The 586-nt window shown below is 77.1% G+C and carries 1 protein-coding gene; it reads right to left on the bottom strand.

Annotated features, from left to right (window positions below):
- A partial coding sequence (locus MXD58_RS24615; protein ID WP_250610039.1) for a Rieske 2Fe-2S domain-containing protein occupies positions 1-375 on the bottom strand: 375 nt, incomplete at its 3' end.
- Positions 376-586 lie beyond the last annotated feature (211 nt).

Below are 586 nucleotides of genomic sequence, written 5' to 3'. Positions count from 1 at the left end.
GCCCTCGGCGTCGACGGTGCCCGCGGACAGCGGCACCCCGCGGTGCGGGCACTGGTCCACCAGCGCCGACACCCCGTTCGACGCCACCGGCCGCCACAACACCAGCGGCACGCCGAGCAGCGTCGCGCCCCACGGCTGCTGGCCGACGTCGCGGCTGCGCGCCACCGGATGCCAGTAGCGGGCGGCCGCCGAGATGAACGCCCGGTCGAGCGCCGCGTCGTCAGCACCGTCGTCGAGCAGGGCGGCCGGAAGCCGCGGCGTCGGTACTGCCGGCACGGTGCGAACCAGGGCAAGCCGGGGGGTCGGCTCGGCGCACGGCGACGGCTCGGCGGCCGTCGGGGACACAGCCGGGTGCTCACGGTCGTCGGACGGCATACCCCGACGCTAGGGCCGGCCGGTTGCGCCCGGATTGCCCGCCGCGCTGCGACGATGTCGATTCGGTAACGACCCGGATGCGAAGCAGGGCGCGCGCGTCGGTGTACAGGGCGGCGGTGGTGCCGCAGGGTGTAGGAATGCCGAAGCCCACCCCCGCCCGGCCCGCGACCACCCGCCAGCCCGCCCCGGCCGCGCCAGCGCCCCGCTCCAC

The organism is Frankia sp. AgKG'84/4, from assembly GCF_023242965.2.
GTDB lineage: Bacteria > Actinomycetota > Actinomycetes > Frankiales > Frankiaceae > Frankia.
Note: the sequence above shows the minus strand (reverse complement) of the source record. Positions and strands in the feature narration are given on the sequence as shown.